Origin of the sequence: Sphingopyxis bauzanensis (assembly GCF_002205675.1) — a bacterium.
GTDB classification, from domain to species: domain Bacteria; phylum Pseudomonadota; class Alphaproteobacteria; order Sphingomonadales; family Sphingomonadaceae; genus Sphingopyxis; species Sphingopyxis bauzanensis.
Map to the genome: position 1 here is coordinate 684,548 of NZ_NISK01000001.1, position 18,268 is coordinate 702,815.

Sequence of the window (18,268 nt, forward strand, 5' to 3'; positions counted from 1 at the left end):
GTTAAACCGGCATGTTCATGATGTCGCGATACGCGGACAGCAGCTTGTTGCGGACCTGCAACGTGGTTTCGAAACCGAGCGAGGCTTTCTGCCGCTCGATCATCACGCTGACGATGTCGTGGGTATCGCCGCGCTCATAGGCTTCGGTGATCTCACTCGCCTTGGACTGCTGGGCGTTGACCTGTTGCAGCGCGTTGTTGATCGCGGCGCCGAAATCGGGGGTTCCGCCAGCGCCGTCGACGCCGCCCTCAGCGGTGCCAATGCCGCCGCGACCGGCGGCGCGTTGCAGCGCCTGGTTCTGATTGAGGATCGAACTGCGCATCTGCAGCAGCCGGCTCGGGTCAATCGTGCTCATTGCTTTCCATCCGTCCTGTGCGCAGCGGTGCGCCGCACGCAAAGAACGATGCAAAGGCCATGCCAAAAAATTTAACAGTTATGTTTCAACAGGTTAATTCGTCTCGCCAGTTGCAGCGGACAACCTTCGGCATTTTTTTGACGGCGTGGGCTTAAGCGCCGCCGCTACCCGCCGTTACTGCTTTCCGTGACCGCTCCTCGAGCCCTCACATAACGGGAATGGCCATCGAGGCCGGAAAGGAACAACAATGACTGTCATCAACACCAATGTGAGCGCGCTTCGCGCCCAGAACAATTCGCGTGTTGCCGAACGCGCCCAGTCGCAGGCGATGGAACGTCTGTCGAGCGGCAAGCGCATCAACAGCGCGAAGGACGACGCCGCCGGCCTTGCCATCGCCACCCGCATGGACGCCAGCGTCCGCGGCCTGACGCAGGCGGTTCGTAATGCCAACGACGGTATTTCGCTGGCGCAGACTGCCGAAGGCGCGATGGGCGGCATTTCGAACATCCTGGTTCGTATGCGCGAACTCGCTGTCCAGTCGGCCAACGGCACCAACAGCACCACCGACCGCACCGCGATCCAGACCGAAGTTACCGCGCTGATCTCACAGATCGGTGATATCGCCACCCGCACCACCTTCAACGGCACCAACCTGCTGTCGGGCGGCGCGAGCATCGACATCCAGACCGGTACGGCTTCGGGTGAGACGGTCAATATCGCGATCGGCGACCTAACCGCCACTGGGCTCGCCGTTGCCGCAGTCGACCTGTCGACCGCTGCCGGCGCCGCGACGGCGCTGGGTCTGCTCGATACGGGCATCCAGTCGGTCGCTACCCAGCGCGCCAACCTTGGTGCCCAGCAGAACCGCCTCGAATCGGCTGTCGATAATTTGACGTCGACTGTCACGAATCTGGCAGCCGCCAAGTCGCGCATCGAAGACACCGACTTCTCGGCGGAATCGACCAAGCTGGCTGCGGCATCGATCCTGTCGCAGGCATCGACCGCGATGCTCGCCCAGGCGAACCAGAGCCAGCAGGGCGTGATGAACCTGCTCCGCGGCTAATCTTCCGCGAACCACTTTCAGGCTATATTCGGTTGGTCCCTTAGATAGCCTGATCCGATGCCCCGGCCCCCACAGCCGGGGCATCACTTTTTGTCTGTTCGGCGCAGCCGTTCGCCGACGTCAGTCGGCTACCATCAATGAAAATCCCGCGACTTGGGCAGGATGCGGACGTCGCGTGGGTGGCCGTGCTTCGCCGCATAACCGCGCGGCCGTTGCGGATGCACAACCTCGTCGGCGCGGCACAGGTCGGGACGCACTTCGCGCCCGTCGCCCAAAGTGTCGAGCATCGCCGTCCGATCGACAATGCGCGTCGCCATCAGGTGGATGACGCCCTCCTTGCTCCGCTGCACCTCACCCTCGGCCAGCATCAGCCGTGACGCCATGACGGCGCGGCGATAGCGTTCGAAATGGCGCGCCCACAGCAGGATGTTGACGACCCCGCCCTCATCCTCGAGCGTGATGAAGATCGCATTGCCCTTGCCCGGGCGCTGGCGAATCAGCACGACCCCCGCGGTACGGACGATCGAGCCATTCTTTGCCGCCATTACCTGCGCCGCGCTCAGCACCCCCTCGCGTGCGAAATCATCGCGCAGAAACGCCATCGGATGGCCTTTCAGCGATAGCCGCGTCGTCTGGTAATCGGTGAGGACATTTTCGACGAGCGGCGTGGGAGGCAGCTCGGCATCTTCTTCGGCGCCGAGTTCGTCTGCTTCGGCGGCACCGAACAGCGGCAGCACCCCCTGTCGTACCCGGCGCGCGTTCCACAGCGCCGGACGCCGATCGAGCCCCATCGAGCGGCAGGCATCGGACTCGGCCAGCAGGCGCAGCGCGCGCGAGGGCAGGTCTGCGCGGCGGGCAAGTTCCTCGACGGCGGTAAATGGCGTAGCCCGTGCCGCGACGATCTGCGCCGCCCAAGCCTCGCGAAAGCCATCGACCTGCCGAAAGCCGAGGCGAAGCGCGAGGTTGCCGTCATCCCTGCGCTCAAGGCTGCTGTCCCACCTGCTCGCGTTGACATCGACTTCGCGCACTTCGACGTCATGCTCCTGCGCGTCGCGCACCAGCTGCGCGGGGGCATAGAAACCCATCGGCTGCGAGTTGAGCAGACCGCAAGTGAAAACCGCGGGGTGGTAATGTTTGATCCATGACGAGACATAGACGAGCCGGGCGAACGACTGCGCATGGCTTTCGGGAAAGCCATAGCTGCCAAACCCCTCGATCTGCTTGAAGCAGCGTTCGGCGAAATCCTGCTTGTACCCGCGCGCGACCATGCCGCCGACCATCTTCTCACGGAAATTGTCGATCGTGCCGACATTGCGAAAGGTCGCCATCGCGCGGCGCAGGCCGTTGGCCTCCTCAGGAGTAAACTCGGCGGCGGTGATCGCCAGATTCATCGCCTGTTCCTGAAAGAGCGGCACACCGAAGGTGTGGCCCAGAACTTCGCGCAATTCATCGGGGTCATGAGGCGGGTCAGGCGACGGATATTCGACCTCTTCCTCCCCGTTCCGCCGTCGCAGATAGGGATGCACCATGTCGCCTTCGATCGGTCCGGGACGGACGATCGCGACCTGCACGACCAGATCGTAGAGCTTTCGCGGGCGCAGGCGCGGCAGCATGTTGATCTGCGCGCGGCTTTCGACCTGAAAGACCCCGATGCTGTCGCCCTTGCACAGCATGTTGTAAACCGCCGGATCCTTGGAATCGATGTCGAGTTCCAGCGTGTGATCGCCCAGCCCATGTTCGCGCATCAGGTCGTAACATTTGCGGATGCAGGTCAGCATGCCGAGCGCGAGGATGTCGACCTTCATCAGCCCGAGCGCGTCGATGTCGTCCTTGTCCCACTCGATGAAGGTGCGATCCTCCATCGCGGCATTATGGATCGGAACCAGTTCGTCGAGCCGCCCCTGCGTGAGCACAAAGCCGCCAACATGCTGCGACAGGTGCCGCGGCGCTTTCAGCAATTCGCCGACAAAGCGGTGCAGCCGTTCGATCTCGCCATTGTGCGGCTCGAGCCCCGCTTCGATGAGTCGTTCGACCGGCACTTCATCACCCCAGCTTCCCCAGCTCGTGTCCGCGAGCCGCGCCGTGACATCCTCGCTGAAGCCCAGCGCCTTGCCGACCTCGCGGATCGTGCTGCGCGGGCGATAATGGATGACGGTCGCGGCGATCGCGGCGCGGTCGCGGCCATAGCGATCATAGATATATTGAATGACCTCCTCACGCCGCTCATGCTCAAAATCGACATCGATGTCAGGTGGCTCATCGCGTTCGGCGGAGACGAAGCGCGAGAAGAGCAGCTTATGCTCGACCGGGTCGACCGAGGTGACGCCGAGCAGGAAACAGACGATCGAATTGGCGGCGGATCCCCGGCCCTGGCAGAGGATCGGCGGATCCTGCGCGCGCGCAAAGCGGACGAGGTCGTAAACGGTGAGGAAATAATAGACATAGTCGCGCTTGCGGATCAGCCGGAGTTCGTTGCCGATGAGCTTGCGAACCTTGGGCAGCAGAGGAGCGCCATAGCGTTCCTCTGCTGCCGTCTTCACCAGATGGTGTAGATAGTTGAACGGTTTCCATCCGTCCGGCACCGGCTCGTGCGGATATTCATAGCGCAGGTCGTCGAGCTGGAAGTGGATGCGCGCGAGCAGCGCGGCGCTTTGCTCGATCGCCTGGGAGTGCTGCTGGAACAGCCGCATCATTTCGGCGGGGGCTTTCAGATGGCGTTCGCCATTGGCGCGCAGCAGTTTGCCCGCCTTGTGGATGTTCACCCCCTCGCGGATGCAGGTGATGATGTCGTGCAGCGGGCGCTGCGCAATGCTCGCATAGAGCGCGTCGTTGGTGGCGAGCAGCGGGATGCGCGTCGCCGCAGACAGGCGTTCGCGTGCGGTGAGCTTTCGTGCATCGGCGCCCGCACGCGGCATCGTTGCGGCGAGCCAGACCGATTTCGGTCGCGCGTGTTTGAGGGTGCGGAGCAGGGCTTCATCGCCATCCATCGCGATCAGCAGCAGGTCGTCGCAATGCTCCAGCAAATCCTCCAGATGGAGAATGCAATCGCCCTTTTGCGCGCGCAGGTTGCCGGTCGAGAGCAGCCGGGTCAGCCGCCCCCAACCATGGCGCGTCGTCGGATAGGCGACGATGTCGGGGGTGCCGTCGGCGAAGGCGAGGCGGGCGCCGACGACGAGGCGGAAATTGGCGACACTTTCAGGCTGCTTGACCTGGAGCTCTTTCAGAAATGCCCACGCCCGCACCACCCCTGCCACGCTGTTGCGGTCGGCGATACCGATGCCGGGCATGCCCAGCGCAATCGCTTCGGCGACCATCTCGGCGGGATGCGAGGCGCCGCGCAGGAAGCTGTAGTTGGTCGCGGCGACCAGTTCGGCAAAGGCGGGTGCGGGTGCGGGGTCTGGGCTCATGCGAACAGCCCGTGGATATACCAGCGCGGGTCGGGCTTTTCGTCGTACAGCCCATGGCGAAACAGCCAGTAGCGGCGGCCGCGGTTGTCCTCGACGCGGTAATAGTCGCGGGTCAGCCCGGTATTGTCCTTGCGGCGCCACCATTCACTCGCGATCCGTTCCGGCCCCTCGTAACGGCGGATCGCGTGGGTAGCGCGGCGCCAGCGAAAGCGGTGCGGCGGGCCGTCGGGCACCTCGGCGATCACCTCGATGACCTGCGGCGGATCGAAGAGATAGAAGGGGCGCAGCGGCGGTTCGCCGGGTTCGGGGGCGGGCCAGGACGTCGGCGGCGGGGCGTCGATCGCGGGCAAGGCGAGCTGCGCCTGCTCAGGAATATGCGTGTCGACAGCGGCGAATTTTCGGACGCCGCCACGGCCGATCCGCGTCGCCAGCCGGTCGACCAGTTCGGTCATCGCCGCGGCGCGCACTTCCCCGCCTTCGAGCTTGAGCTGGGTCGCGGCAAGCGCTTCGAGCCGCGGCACCGCGAGGCGCATCATGTCGAAGCCGAAGCCGGGGTCGAGCGGATCGCGCAGTCCATCCATCCGCTCGGCGAACAGACGCATGACGAGGCTGCTGTCGCGCGTGGGATGGCCGGTCTCGACCGCGATGCTGCGCGCGAGGCCGTCGCTGCGAAAAAAGGTGGCGCGGAAATGGCGCCCGCCCTTACCGCGTTCGGTCAGGGCCGCGATCGCTTCGCCGACCAGTTCGGTGAGGATCCGGGTCGCGTGCGGCATGCTGGCGACGGGTTCGGCAAAGCGGCGTTCGGTGGCGATCGGCGGCGGGGTAATGCGCGGATCGAGCGGGCTCGGCGCGTCGCCGAGCAGGCGGCGCAGCGCGGTCGCGGCGTCGGCGCCAAAGCGCGCGGCGATGTTCGCCATCGGCCGCGCCGCGAGGTCGCCGATCGTCTTGAGCCCGGCGCGGACGAGCGCGGTTGCCGCCTCGGCTTCGAGTTCGAGCGCGGTGACGGGCAAGCGGCGGATCGCAGTCGCCTCGTCGGGGGCGGGGCGTGTCTGATAGCGCGCGAGCGCGCGCGCGGCGTCGGCGGTGGGGCCAAGCGCATGGCGCAAGGTCATGCCGAGCCGGGTCAGCCGCCGGTCGATGTCGTCGATCAATCCCGCCTCGCCATCGAACAAATGGGTGCAGCCGGTGATGTCGAGGATCAGCCCGTCGGGCGAATCGAGCGCGACAAGCGGGGTGTAGCGCGCGCAGCCCTGCGCGAGCCGGTCGAGCCAGTTCTGGTCGAGGACGGGATCGTGCGGCACGATGGCAAGGTCAGGCACCTGCGCCCGCGCGTCGGCGAGCGGCATGCCGACGCGAAGCCCCAGCGCCTGCGCGCGCGCATCGATGCTCGCGAGGCGCAGCGCGCCGCGCTGCTTCTCGGCAAAGACGAGCGGGAGGTCAGGCGGCTTCGGCGCCGAGCGGGTGAACCGTTCGGCGGGCAGCCAAGGGAAGAACAGCGCCAGATAGCGCCGCGTCCCGGAAAGCTTGCTCATCTTTATCCCAATCGAGTCGCCAGCGCGTTCCGGCAGGGCCGCCGCGCCAGCGCAGCAGTTCGAGGTCGAAGGCGGGCGCGCCGGGGGCGTCGGCTCCAAGTTCGCGCGACGTTGCGGCGACGATACTCCAGCGCGTGTCGGCGACGCTCGGCGTCGGCGCGGCATTCAGGCGCAGCATCAGCAGCGTCGTCCCCGCATCGCGCGCGCCGAGCGTCAGGCGGCGACCGGCGGTGAGATCGAGCAGCGGGAATTTGCCCCAGCTTTCGACGATCACTGCCGCCGATCCGGCGCAGCGCACCGCATCATTGGCGCAGGCGAGCAGCATCTTGGGGTCGGCGGTCTCGATCAGCAGCAAACGGCCCGGATCGCCGCCAAGTTCGGCGATGCCGGGGGCATAGATATGCCCCGTGCGGCGCCCGGCATCGACGGTGCGCAGCCACAACAGCGGCACCTTGCCCGGGGTGCGCAACGCGACCAGTGCCGCAAAGGCAGCAGCGCTGGCCCCGTCGAGCGCGTCGGCGGCGAAAAATTCATGCGTGCGACCCACTGCCAGTCCGCCGCCGAGCGCCGAATCGAACGCGTCATGCCCCGTCGCCAGCCAGCCCTCGGCCGGGCGGCTTTCGGGGCCACCAGTGGCGGCCAGCCGGGCGATGCGCTGGCGCAGCCCGGCGAGAGGTTGGGACGACTCGCGCATATATGTTCCTGATTTGTTCTATTAGCGCGCGAGCGAGGGGGATTGTCAAGGTGAGTCCGCCATGACGAAGGTTAGGACGTTGCGGCGCCCGCGCCGCCATCGCCGCCCAGCGCACGGAACAGCGCAACCCGGGTCTGCACCAGCAGCAGCTGGGTCGCGATCTCGGTGCGCCGCGCCGCATAGAGGCTGCGCTGCGCGTCGAGGCTGGCGAGGAAGCTGTCGACCCCGCCCTTATAGCGCGCGTCGGAAAGCATCGCGGTATCGGCGGCGGCGGCAGTGTTCGCCGCCGCGGCGCGCACCCGCTCGGCGATCGTGCCCTGCACCGCAAGCGCATCAGCGACTTCGCGAAACGCGGTCTGGATCACGCCTTCATAGCCCGCCAGCGCGGCGTCACGCTGCGCTTCGCTGACCGCAACGCCCGCGCGGCGACCGCCCGCGTCAAAGATCGGCGCGGTGACGTCGCCGCCCGCCGACCAGCTGAACGATCCACTGTCGAACAGGCTGGACAGGGCGTTGCTGGCAAAGCCGAGCAGTCCGGTCAGCGAGATCGACGGGAACAGCTGTGCACGCGCGACCCCGATGTCGGCATTGGCGGCGCGCAGGCCATATTCGGCCTCGATCACATCGGGGCGGCGGAGCAGGATTTGCGAGTTTACCCCCGCTGGGAGGGAAGCGATAGCAGGCGTGACGTCGGCCAGCCCGTTGGGCAGCAGCGCACGATCGACATCGCCGCCTACGAGCAGGCGGATGAGATTCTCGTCCTGCGCCAGCGCGCTCGTCTGCGCCGCAATCGCATCCTCGGCGGTCGCCAGAATCTGTTCGGCCTGGCGAAGATCGGTGCGCGGTGCGACGCCGCCGTCTAGCCGAGCGCGGGTCAGCCGGACATTTTCGCGCGCATTGGCGGCGGTGTCCTGTGCAATCGCGAGCAGATCGCGGTCGGCGCCATAGGTCGCCCACGCTTCGGCCAGATTGGCGATCAGCGCGAGCCGCACGGTGCGCGACGCGGCCTCGGTCGCCAGCGCGCGGTTGCGGTCGGCCTCGCTCGCATTGGCGAGCTTGCCGAACAGGTCGAGTTCGAACGCGGTGACCCCGCCGCGCAGCGAGAAATCGCCGCTGCCGCTCGCACCATTACTGTCGGAATAGCCCGCGCCGCCGCTGATTCCGATGGCGGGGAACTGCCCGGCTCGCGTGACGCGCGCCTGCGCCCGCGCCGCGGCGACATTGGCATAAGCGACGCGCAGGTCACGGTTGTTCGTCAGCGCCTGCTCGGCCAGCGAATGAAGGCGCGCATCGGTGAAGACGCTTTGGTACGACAGGATCGGCAGCGCCGCCTCGCTTTGCAGCAGATAGGCGTCACCGACCGGCCAGCTTTGCGGGACCGGCGGCGCGGGCAACACCGTCTTGGGCGCTAGCGAGCAACCGACGAGCGCCAGCGTGCTCGCCAGCAACAGGGCGCGCGGGCCGATCATGCCGGCACCTCGGCGGCGCCGCCGGCTTTGCCCTTGCCAAAGCGTGTGCGGACAGCCGCGATCCCGTCGCGTACCCCGCGGCGGACGAGGACGAAAAACAGCGGGATGAAGAAGATCGCAAGCAGGGTGGCGGTCAGCATCCCGCCGATTACTGAGGTGCCGATCGCGATGCGGCTGTTTGCGCCCGCGCCCGACGCGAGCGCGAGCGGCAGCACGCCGAATATGAAAGCAAAGCTCGTCATCAGGATCGGGCGCAGACGAATCCTCGCTGCCGAAATTGCGGCCTCGATCACGCGCTTGCCCTTGCGTTCTTCCTGCTCGGCAAACTCGATCATCAGGATCGCATTCTTGGCGGCCAACCCCATCGTCGTGAGCAGCCCGATCTGCAAGTAGACGTCATTTTCCAGCCCACGCAGGGTGACGGCAAAGACCGCGCCGACCAGTCCAAGCGGGATGACCAGCAACACCGCGACCGGGATCGACCAGCTTTCGTAAAGCGCCGCAAGACAGAGGAAGACGACGAGCAGCGATAGCGCATAGAGCAAAGGCGCCTGTCCCGACGACAACCGTTCCTGATAGGAAGCGCCCGACCAGGCGACGCTGGTGCCGGGGATTTCGGCTGCGAGCGCCGCAATCTCGTCCATCGCTTCGCCCGAACTGGTGCCAGCGGTCGGCTGGCCCGAGATTTCGAAGGCGGGGACGCTTTGGAAGCGCGCGGTGGTGCTGGGTGTGGTCGACCAGCTGATCTGCGAAAAGGCGGAAAAGGGAGACATCTCGCCATCGGCCGACCGCACATACCATTGGCTGAGGTCTTCGGGCTTGGAGCGATAGGGTGCATCGCCCTGGACATAGACGCGCTTCACCCGGCCTTCGTCGATGAAGTCGTTGACGTAGCGGCCGCCCCAGGCGGTCGACAGCGTGTTGTTTACATCGGCGTTGGTGAGCCCATAGGCGGTCAGCCGCTGGGTATCGACGTTGATCTTCAACGTTGCAAGGTCGGGCAGATCGCTCAGGCGGACCGAGGTCAGCTTGGGATTGGCGTTGGCGGCAGCAATCAGGCGGTCACGGGCGGCGGCGAAATCTTCGCGCGTCATGCCGCTGCGGTTCTGGAACTGCATCGTAAAGCCCGACGTATCGCCCAGCCCGCGCACCGAGCCGGGGACGAGCGCAAAGACCTGTGCGTCGCGCAGGCCGGAAAAGGCCTGGCGGGTGCGCTCGGCAATCGCGTCGGCGCTATTTTCCTTGCCTGGCCGGTCGTCCCAGTGGACCAGATTGACGAAACCCTGTCCGGTATTCTGCCCCGACGCGCCGCCACCGCCGCCGCCGGCGTTAAGGAACAGCGATTCGATATTCGCCTTTTCGGCGCTGAGCATATGATCCTCGATCGCGTCGCGGACCTCAAGCGTGCGTTCCTGCGTCGCGCCAGCGGGCAGGCGGAACTGGATCTGGACCCGGCCCTGATCCTCGCCGGGCAGGAAGCCGCTGGGCAGGCGCAGGAACATAAACGCCAGCAGGACGAGGATGATCAGGTAGAGCCCTAGGAAACGCCATTTGCGCTCGACGACGCGCTCGACGCTGCCGACATAGCGGTCGGTCGTGCGCTCGAAGCTGGTGTTAAACCAAGTTTTGGCGCGGGTTAGCGCGGCGTTGGCGCGCGGAAAACGCGGCGGCGGCGGTTCGCCATGGTCACGCGGCTTGAGCAGGGTGGAGGTCAGCGCCGGGCTGAGGATCAGCGCGACGAACACCGACAGCGCCATGGCGGAGACAATGGTGATCGAGAATTGGCGATAGATGACCCCGGTCGAACCGCCAAAGAAAGCCATCGGCATGAACACCGCCGACAGGACAAGCCCGATCGCGATCAGCGCGACCTGCAATTCCTTCATCGACTGGATCGTCGCCTCGCGCGCCGTCATGCCAGGGTTTTCTTCCATCAGCCGCTCGACATTCTCGACGACGACGATCGCATCATCGACGAGCAGCCCGATCGCCAGGACCAGGCCGAACAAGGTCAGCGTATTGATCGTGAAGCCCGCAAGATAGAAAACCGCGAAGGTGCCGAGCAGCACCACCGGCACCGCGATCGCCGGGATCAGCGTCGCGCGCCAGCTTTGCAGAAACACGAACATGACGATGATGACGAGCAGGATCGCTTCGAACAGCGCTTTCTGCACTTCGCTGACCGACAGGCGGATGAAGGTCGTCGTGTCGTTGATATAGGCATAGTCCAGCCCCTCGGGCATGTTCCTCGCCAGGTCGGCCATCCGCTGCTTCACCCGGTCGACGGTCGCCAGCGCGTCGGCCCCCGGTGACAGCGAAATCGCCATGCCCGAACTCGGCTGGCGGTTGAGCCGTCCCACCGAGTTGTAGCTTTCGGCGCCGATTTCGACCCGCGCGACGTCGCGGATGCGGACCGCCGAACCGTCGGGCAGCGTCTTCAGGACGATATTCTGGAACTCTTCGGGCGTTTGCAGCCGCGACTGAGCGGTCACAGTCGCGGTCAGCAGTTGGCCCTGCGGCGATGGCAGGCCGCCGACTTCGCCTGCGGCGACCTCGCTGTTCTGGGCCGTGATCGCCGAGATGACGTCGCCGGGCATCAGCGACACCGCAGCGAGCCGTTGCGGGTTCAGCCAGATCCGCATTGCGTGCGGCGACCCGAAGATATTGACGTCGCCGACCCCCTCGACCCGTGACAGCGGATCCTGAATATTGGTGGTCAGATAATCGGACACGTCATAATTGTTGCGGGTCCGCGTTTTGTCAAAAACGCTGACGATCAACAGCGTGTCCGAATTGGATTTGCTGACCCGCACGCCCTGCTGCTGTACCTGTTGCGGCAGGCGCGACACCGCGGATTCGATCTTGTTCTGCACCTGAACCTGCGCGATGTCGGGGTCGATGCCCTTGTCAAAAATGGCGGTGATACTCGCCTGTCCGCGCGAGCTGGAACTCGAACTGAAATAGAGCAGGCCGTCGATCCCGGTCAGCTGTTGCTCGAGTATCTGGGTGACGCTGTTCTCGACCGTTTCGGCCGACGCGCCCGGATAGCTGGCGCGGACATTGACCTGCACCGGCGCGATATCGGGATATTGTTCGATCGGTAGCGAGCGCAGCGCGCCGAACCCCGCGAGCATGACAACGATTGCCAGCACCCAGGCAAAGATCGGCCGGTCGATGAATATCCGCGACATGAGGGGCTATTTCGCCTTTTCTGTGGCTTTGTCCGTAGCGGGCGCCCCCACCCGCTGCGGACTGCTCGCCGGGACCGGCCGAACGTCGGCGCCGTCGCGAAGATTGCCAACCCCCTGCGTGATGACGCGATCGCCTGCGCGCAGCCCATCGGTGACAATCCAGCTGCCGCCAACCGTCCGCGACGTCGCGATCTTGCGGCGTACAGCCTTATTGTCCTTGCTCGCCAGATAAACAAAGGCCGAACCATCGAAATCGCGCTGCACCGCTGGCTGCGGTACCAGGATTGCAGTCGGATCGATCGCCTGGTCGAACATCGCGGTCACGAACATGCCGGGCAGCAACAGGCCGTTGGGATTGGGAAAGCGCGCGCGCAAGGTCACGGTGCCGGTCGCCTCGTTCACCGTCATCTCGGAAAACTCGACCGTACCGGCAAAGCCATAGGCGCTGCCGTCTTCGAGCCGCAGGCGCACGGCGGCGCCGCCTTGTGAAATGCCGCCGCTGGCGATCGCCTGACGCAGCGTCGTCAGCTCGGCGCTCGATTGCTGCATGTCGACATAAATCGGGTCGATCCGCTGGATCGTGGTCAGCGGACTTGCCTGGCTGGCACTGACCAGCGCGCCGGGGGTCGCGAGGCTGCGGCCGATGCGGCCGCTGATCGGCGCTGTAATCGTCGCATAGCGCAGCGTGATGCGCGCAGTCTCAAGCGCGGCATTATTCTGGGCGACCGCGGCGCGCGCGACGCGCGCCTCGGCGAGCGCGTCGGTATAATCCTGCTCGGCAATCGCCTGCATCTTGGCGAGCGGGGCGAAGCGGCGGACGCGCTCGTCGGCCGCCTGCGCGCTAGCGCGGGCGCTGGCAAGGTTGGCGGCGGCCTGCTCGACCGCGGCCTGATAGAGGCTGGCATCGATCTGGTAGAGCGGCTGACCGGCGCGAACGAACCCGCCCTCGGTGAACAGGCGGCGGCGGATCAGGCCATTGACCTGCGGTCGGACTTCGCTGGTTTCAAAGGCGACGGTGCGCCCGCCGAGTGACGTAGTGACCGGCACCGGCTCGACCTGCACCACGACAAAGCCGACCTGCGGCGCGCCGCGGCCGTTCTTGCTCTCGTCTTCTTGCCCCGAGCACGCGCCGAGCGACAAGGTCGCGGCGCATAATGCTCCGGCCAGCAACAGCGACCTTGTCTCCAGCATAAGGGTCATTTTCATAGCGGTTCTTTGGGGAAGGGGAGGAATCGGGCCTATTCAACCGATTGATTTGTCGCATGCAAGCGCAATGCGGGCTTTGCGACAAATTACGACAATTTTCCGCGTCTTGGCGCCGCCGCCTATCGTTGCGGCGAGGCGACCGACTGGCGCTGGATGAAGGTTGAGTTCAGCACCCCGCTGTCGCTCTCGTCAACCTTGCCGGCAAGCGGCAAAAAGTCGGGGACGAGCGTCTTGGCGGCGCGCACCCCCATTTCGCGGATCGGCCAGCGCACGGTGCTCAGTGCAGGCCAGATGTGGGTGGCGGTGGGGCTGTCGTCGAAGCCGATGATCGACAGCGCCCCCGGCACATCGATACGCTTGGCATGCGCGACGCTCATCACGCCAGCTGCCATTTCGTCGTTCGAACAGAAGATTGCGGTCGGCGGCTCGGACAGCGACAGCAACGCCTCGCCCGCTTCGATCCCGGCGGCGTAGCGATAATTGCCCGGCGCGTTATAGGCGGCGGGCAGGTCGAGCCCCGCCTCGGAGAGCGCTTCCATAAACCCCTTTTCGCGCTCGGCGGCGGAGCGGAAGCCCTGCGGGCCGCGCACAAAACCGATGCGGCGATGCCTGAGCGCGATCAGCGCGCGCACCGCCTCCGCAACGACCTCGCGGTCGTTCGATGACACGCAATGCTTGGCATCGTCGAGCGGCGCCGATCCGACGCGGACATAGCGCACGCCCAGGTCTTCGCAGAGCGCCGCAAGGTCATCGTTTTCAGAGATCGGCGGCAAGAGCAGCGCGCCGATCGGCCGCTGCTTTTCCAGAAAGGTGCGCACGTCGTCGAGCATCCGTTCCGATCCGCGATCGACCGGGCGGACAAGCAGCGCGAGGTCGCTGTCCTTGATTGCGTCGAGCACGCCTTGCTGAAAGTTCAGCACCGTCTGGGCATTGGGATTGTCGTGGAGCAGCGCGATCAGGAAGTTGCGCCGGAACGCCAGCGCGCGCGCCTGCGGGTTGGGGACGAACCCCAATGTTTCGATCGCCTGCTCGACGGCCTTGCGCGTCTTTTCGGTCAGGAATTCGGAGCGGTTGATGACGCGGCTGACGGTCTTTTTCGATACCCCGGCAAGCGCGGCGACATCGTTGATCGTCGGCTGTTTGCCGCCTGCGCCCTTTTTTTGTGCCGCCATGTGCGTCCAATCCTCTGCGGGTTCGGGCTGCTGTCCCGCCAATCGCCCGGTGTGATGGGCGCTCGGCGTGGCGAAATCAACCGCGACAAACCGTCATCTGCCGAAAATGGATACCGGTGTCTAGGTCAGCCTCGCAATCCCATTGGCATCAATATTGACACCGGTTACCAAAATGACTAGCTTGTCGCAAAATCCAGCAAAGGAACCGCATCATGAAGATCGCGCTGATCACCGAAAATAGCCAGGCCGCCAAGAACAGCATCATCCACGAAGCGCTGACCACGGTCGCCGAGCCGCTGGGCCATGAAGTGTTCAATTATGGCATGTACTCGGCCGACGACACAGCGTCGCTGACCTACATCATGAACGGCCTGCTCGCCGGCATCCTGCTCAACGCGAAGGCCGCCGATTTCGTCGTGACCGGTTGCGGCACGGGCATGGGTTCGATGCTGGCGTGCAACGCGATGCCCGGCGTTTTCTGCGGTCTGGTGATCGATCCGACCGATGCGTTCCTGTTCGGCCAGATCAATGACGGCAACGCCATTTCGATGCCCTATGCGAAGGGCTTCGGCTGGGCCGCGGAGCTCAACCTGCAGGATGTCTATCGCAAGCTGTTCGACGGCGAACGCGGCCTGGGCTACCCCAAGGAGCGCGCCGAAATCATGCGGACGAACCGCGGCATCCTGAAAGATCTCAAGGCCGCGTCGTGCCACGACATGCTGACCGTGCTGAAGACGGTTGATCAGGATCTGCTGCGCGCGGCGACCGCGGGCGAGAAGTTCGCGGAGTATTTCTACGCCAATTCGCAGGACGATGCGATCAGCACCTATCTGAAGAGCCTGTCGGCGGAGCGGGCGCTCGCCTGACATGGCCGGGCTGTTTGATCTCTCAGGCAAGGTCGCGCTGGTTACCGGCGCCAACACCGGCATCGGGCAGGGGATTGCGCTCGCGCTCGCCGAAGCCGGGGCCGACATTGCTGCGGCGGGGCGTTCGGCGGCGGACGAGACTGTCGGCAAGGTGCGCGGGCTGGGCCGCAAGGGTGAAAATTTCGCCGCCGACCTGTCGAGCGTCGGCGCGGTGCAGCCGCTGGTCGATGCGGTGCTCGCCCAGTTCGGGCGCATCGACATCCTCGTCAACAATGCCGGGATTATCCGCCGCGCCGATGCGGTCGATTTCACCGAAGAGGATTGGGACGTGGTGATGGATACCAATCTCAAGACCTTGTTCTTCCTCTGCCAAAGCGTGGGGCGCCACATGATTGCGCGCGGGAGCGGCAAGATCATCAACATCGCCTCGATGCTGACCTTTCAGGGCGGTATCCGCGTGCCGAGCTATACCGCGTCGAAATCGGGCGTCGGGGGGCTGACCAAGTTGCTCGCCAATGAATGGGCGGCGAAAGGCATTCAGGTCAACGCGATCGCGCCGGGCTATATCGCGACGAACAATACTGCGGCGCTGCAAGGTGACGAGACGCGCAATCGCCAGATCATGGAGCGTATCCCGGCAGGGCGCTGGGGCGATCCCGGCGACCTCGGCGGTGCGGCCGTGTTCCTGGCGTCAAGCGCGTCGGATTATGTCCAGGGCCATATCCTCGCCGTCGACGGCGGCTGGCTCGCGCGCTAGCATCGCGCAATGACCGGACGCTTAGTCTTTTTCGGCGAATTGCTGATCCGCCTGACCGCGCCGGGCAACGAGTTGTTGATGCAGTCGCCGTCGCTGGCGCTTCACGTCGGCGGCGCCGAGGCGAATGTCGCGATCGGCCTTGCGCATCTCGGCCATGATTGCGCGATGGTCAGTAAAATTCCCGCCAATGCGCTGGGGCGCGGGGCTGCGGCGGCGGTGCGCGGTGCGGGCGTTGATTGCAGCGCTGTCACCAGCGGCCCAGGCCGCATGGGGCTCTATTTCCTCAGCGTCGGCGCGGGTCTGCGATCGTCCGAAATCGTCTATGACCGCGCCGGGTCGAGTTTTGCAGCGACCGGCGCGGAGGATTATGACTGGGATGGGCTACTTGGCGACGCTCGCCTACTCCACCTGTCAGGGATCACCCCTGCGCTCGGGCCGCGCTCGGCTGACGCAGCGTTGGCGGCTGCGCGCTCAGCCAAGCGGCTCGGCGTGCCGGTCAGCTTCGACGGCAATTACCGCGCCATGCTGTGGGAGGCATGGGACAGCGACCCGCGTGCGGTGCTGTGCGAGCTGATCGGCCTGACCGACATCTTGTTCGGCAACCACCGCGACCTGTCGCTGGTGTTGGGCCAAGAATTCAGCGGCGAGGGCGCGGATCGCCGCCGTGAGGCCGCGGAGGCAGGTTTTGCAGCATTCCCCGACCTCAAGCTGATCGCCTCGACAGCTCGGCACACCGTCACCGCCGATCACCACCGCATCGCGGCGCGCGTCGATTTAGGTGGTGGCGGCCACCAGACCGACGAGATCGACGTTACCGGCATCGTCGACCGCATCGGCGCCGGCGACGCCTTTGCCGCCGGGGTGCTCCACGCGCATCTGGCGGGCGGCGATGCGCAGGCGATGGCCGAATCGGGGCTTGCACTGACCGCGCTCAAACATTCGCTGCCCGGCGATGCGAGCCGTTTCGGGCAGGCCGACATCGATGCCTTCCATGGCGGCGGGCTCGATGTCCGGCGATAGGCTGACGCGGCGTAGCCTGCTCGCGGCAGGCACGGCGTCGCTGCTGATGCCACTGGTCGCTAAGGCCGAGATTTTTACACCGACCCACCATGTTGGCGGGGTCGAGGCCCGGGACGGCTTCTATCGATCGAGCGCGCGGGGAAGCATTGGCAATGGGTCGGCGTGGGCCTTCACCGGGATTCGCTACGCGCGCGCGGCGCGCTTTGCGGCGCCGGTTGCGGTGACCACGGCCGAGCAGTTGAAAGGCGACAGTTTCGGCCCAGCCTGTCCGCAGAGCGGCAACCGTTATCAGCCGCAAGCAGAGGACTGCCTGTTCCTCAATGTCTGGACGCCCGCCATCGAGGAACAGCGCAAGCGCCCGGTGATGGTCTATTTCCACGGCGGCGCTTATTCGACCGGGAGCGTCACCGACCCGATCAACGATGGAACGATGCTTGCTGCGCGCGGCGATGTTGTGGTGGTGACGGTGAATCACCGGCTGAACGCGCTCGGCTATCTCTATCTCGCGCGGCTCGATCCGCGCTATTCCGACAGCGGCAATGCAGGACAGCTTGACCTGATCGCCGCGCTGCAATGGGTGCAGCGTAACATTGCGGCGTTCGGCGGCGATCCCGCCAATGTCACCGTGTTTGGTCAGTCGGGCGGCGGGGCCAAGATCGCGACCTTGATGGCGATGCCCGCGGCGAAAGGCTTGTTCCACAAGGCGATCACGATGAGCGGGCAGCAGGTCACCGCCTCGGGGCCGCTCAACGCGACCAGGCGCGCCGAGGCGTTCCTTGCGAAGCTAGGCGACGGCGTCGATCCCGCGACCGCGCCCGTCGAGCAACTCGTCGCGGCGCTCTCGGCAAGCGACCCGATCCTTGGCGGCGGCGTCTATATGGGGCCGGTGCTCGACATGACGCATCTGGCGCGCCACCCCTTCTGGCCCGATGCGGCGCCGCAGTCGAACGGCATCCCGATGATGCTCGGCAACACGGCGCTGGAAACGCGCGCCTTCTACGCGCCCGATAGCAAGCAGCTCGCGGGGCTGAGTTTCGACAATCTCGCCGTCCGCATCGCGCCCGAAATGCGCATCGACGCGCACCCGGAATGGGTCGTGGGCCAGTTCCGAGCGCGTTATCCCAACGCCGCACCGCTTGACCTGTTCCACCGCATCGTCACCGCCGCGCGCAGCTGGCGCGGTCAAGTCGAGGAGGCCGAGGCACGCGCGCGGGCAGGCGCCCCCGCGTTCGTCTATCAGCTCGACTTCGAGGATGCGAAACACACCGACGATATCGGTCTCAGCTTTGGCACCATCCCTGACCCGACCCTCACGCAGCAGGCAATGAGTGAGCGGGTGATGAACGCGTTCGTCCGCTTTGCCCGCACCGGCGATCCGGGCTGGCCCGCTTATGACCTGAAACATCGCCAGACGATGATCTTCAATACCGAGAGCCGGGTCGAACCAGATCCCCGCCGGTGGGAGCGCGAACTGTTCGCGCGGGTGCCCTACATCCAGCCTGGCAGTTGACCGGATCGACGCCCTATCGCACTTTG

Annotated in this window: 13 protein-coding genes; 5 read left to right on the forward strand and 8 right to left on the reverse strand. The window is 65.5% G+C overall.

Going from position 1 to position 18,268, the window contains the following annotated elements:
• Position 1 precedes the first annotated feature (1 nt).
• A complete protein-coding gene (gene fliE, locus CDQ92_RS03425; protein ID WP_088439970.1) occupies positions 2-355 on the reverse strand; it encodes a flagellar hook-basal body complex protein FliE in 354 nt (117 codons plus the stop codon).
• A gap of 247 nt (positions 356-602) precedes the next feature.
• Here fliE and CDQ92_RS03430 point away from each other — a divergent pair, with 247 nt between their 5' ends.
• Positions 603-1,418 (forward strand): flagellin N-terminal helical domain-containing protein, encoded by an 816-nt coding sequence (locus CDQ92_RS03430; RefSeq protein WP_088439971.1) that lies wholly within the window; start codon positions 603-605, stop codon positions 1,416-1,418.
• 134 nt (positions 1,419-1,552) lie between these two features.
• Here the strand turns inward: CDQ92_RS03430 and CDQ92_RS03435 are convergent, their stop codons facing one another.
• The 7 genes from CDQ92_RS03435 to CDQ92_RS03465 all read right to left on the reverse strand — a co-directional run bounded on the left by CDQ92_RS03435 (position 1,553) and on the right by CDQ92_RS03465 (position 14,089).
• Complete coding sequence (locus tag CDQ92_RS03435; protein ID WP_088439972.1) at positions 1,553-4,825, reverse strand: error-prone DNA polymerase; 3,273 nt, start codon at positions 4,823-4,825, stop codon at positions 1,553-1,555.
• Positions 4,822-6,357 carry a Y-family DNA polymerase gene (locus tag CDQ92_RS03440; protein WP_088439973.1) on the reverse strand — a complete coding sequence of 512 codons (1,536 nt, stop codon included), beginning with the start codon at positions 6,355-6,357 and terminating at the stop codon, positions 4,822-4,824. Before CDQ92_RS03440 ends, CDQ92_RS03435 begins: the two co-directional genes overlap by 4 nt.
• On the reverse strand, positions 6,263-7,051 hold the full coding sequence (locus CDQ92_RS03445; protein WP_088439974.1) for an ImuA family protein: 789 nt from the start codon (positions 7,049-7,051) through the stop codon (positions 6,263-6,265). The genes CDQ92_RS03440 and CDQ92_RS03445 overlap by 95 nt, the downstream gene beginning before the upstream one ends.
• Before the next feature lie 71 nt (positions 7,052-7,122).
• Positions 7,123-8,520, reverse strand: coding sequence for an efflux transporter outer membrane subunit (locus CDQ92_RS03450; protein ID WP_088439975.1), 1,398 nt, complete (start codon positions 8,518-8,520; stop codon positions 7,123-7,125).
• Positions 8,517-11,711 (reverse strand): efflux RND transporter permease subunit, encoded by a 3,195-nt coding sequence (locus CDQ92_RS03455; RefSeq protein WP_088439976.1) that lies wholly within the window; start codon positions 11,709-11,711, stop codon positions 8,517-8,519. The genes CDQ92_RS03450 and CDQ92_RS03455 overlap by 4 nt, the downstream gene beginning before the upstream one ends.
• A 6-nt stretch (positions 11,712-11,717) precedes the next feature.
• A complete protein-coding gene (locus CDQ92_RS03460) occupies positions 11,718-12,917 on the reverse strand; it encodes an efflux RND transporter periplasmic adaptor subunit (protein WP_229667219.1) in 1,200 nt (399 codons plus the stop codon).
• A 119-nt stretch (positions 12,918-13,036) separates the two neighbouring features.
• Positions 13,037-14,089 carry a LacI family DNA-binding transcriptional regulator gene (locus CDQ92_RS03465; protein ID WP_088439977.1) on the reverse strand — a complete coding sequence of 351 codons (1,053 nt, stop codon included), beginning with the start codon at positions 14,087-14,089 and terminating at the stop codon, positions 13,037-13,039.
• 212 nt (positions 14,090-14,301) lie between these two features.
• Between CDQ92_RS03465 and CDQ92_RS03470 the strand changes: the two genes are divergently transcribed.
• The 4 genes from CDQ92_RS03470 to CDQ92_RS03485 are packed head-to-tail and all read left to right on the forward strand — an operon-like array spanning position 14,302 to position 18,242.
• A complete protein-coding gene (locus CDQ92_RS03470; RefSeq protein ID WP_088439978.1) occupies positions 14,302-14,955 on the forward strand; it encodes an RpiB/LacA/LacB family sugar-phosphate isomerase in 654 nt (217 codons plus the stop codon).
• Between the two features lies 1 nt (position 14,956).
• A complete protein-coding gene (gene kduD, locus CDQ92_RS03475) occupies positions 14,957-15,712 on the forward strand; it encodes a 2-dehydro-3-deoxy-D-gluconate 5-dehydrogenase KduD (RefSeq protein WP_088439979.1) in 756 nt (251 codons plus the stop codon).
• A gap of 9 nt (positions 15,713-15,721) precedes the next feature.
• Positions 15,722-16,732, forward strand: coding sequence for a sugar kinase (locus CDQ92_RS03480; RefSeq protein WP_088439980.1), 1,011 nt, complete (start codon positions 15,722-15,724; stop codon positions 16,730-16,732).
• Positions 16,719-18,242, forward strand: a complete 1,524-nt coding sequence (locus CDQ92_RS03485; RefSeq protein WP_188682301.1) for a carboxylesterase/lipase family protein — start codon at positions 16,719-16,721, stop codon at positions 18,240-18,242. The genes CDQ92_RS03480 and CDQ92_RS03485 overlap by 14 nt, the downstream gene beginning before the upstream one ends.
• Positions 18,243-18,268: the final 26 nt, after the last annotated feature.